This is a genomic window from Acidovorax sp. KPB24-03 (assembly GCF_057546605.1).
The window spans coordinates 1-614 of record NZ_BAAJYR010000922.1; the positions used below are offsets into that span (position 1 = coordinate 1).

Consider the following 614-nt stretch of genomic DNA (forward strand, 5'->3'; position numbering starts at 1 on the left):
CGGGTGGCGGCACCTCGGGCTGGGGATACACCAGCACCTGCGCCGCGGGCCGCCAGAGGGTCCAGACGCGGAAGGTGCCCAGCGGAAAGCGCGTCTCGGCCGTGAGCGTGGGCGCATCGTGCAGCCCGCGCCGCAGCGGCTGGTAGGCCACCTGCACGCTGGCCGAGCCCTCGGCGGGCACGTCGGTCCAGACCCATTTGGTGTCCGTGCCCGCGCCGTGCACCGCCACCGCGATGCCGTGGCGCGCGGTGCGCCGCGTGTGGCTCAGCTGCACCTCCAGCGCGGTGCTGGTGCCCAGGAACTGCGGCTCCGGCGCCACCAGGTGCAGGGTGAGGCCGCGCAGCGTGCCGTGGCAGATGTGGATGCCCACCACCGCGCTGCCGGCCAGCAGGAAGGTGAGCAGGTAGCCCAGGTTCAGCTGGAAGTTGATGGACGCCACGAGCAGTACCAGCAGCGTGAGCGCCAGCATCCAGCCCGCGCCCGTGGGCAGGATGTACACGTTGCGCTGGGTGAGCGTGACGGTGTCGGTGCGCTTGATGCGCGACTGCCACCAGCGCTGCCAGCGCCGCTGCAGGGCGGACAGCGGCCGAAGGGCCGCGCGCGGGGGCGTGCGG

Annotated in this window: 1 pseudogene; it reads right to left on the reverse strand. The window is 73.5% G+C overall.

The features are described from left to right. A pseudogene (locus AC27KI_RS26820) lies at positions 1–583 on the reverse strand (DUF58 domain-containing protein); the annotation flags it as partial. Between the last annotated feature and the right edge of the window lie 31 nt (positions 584–614).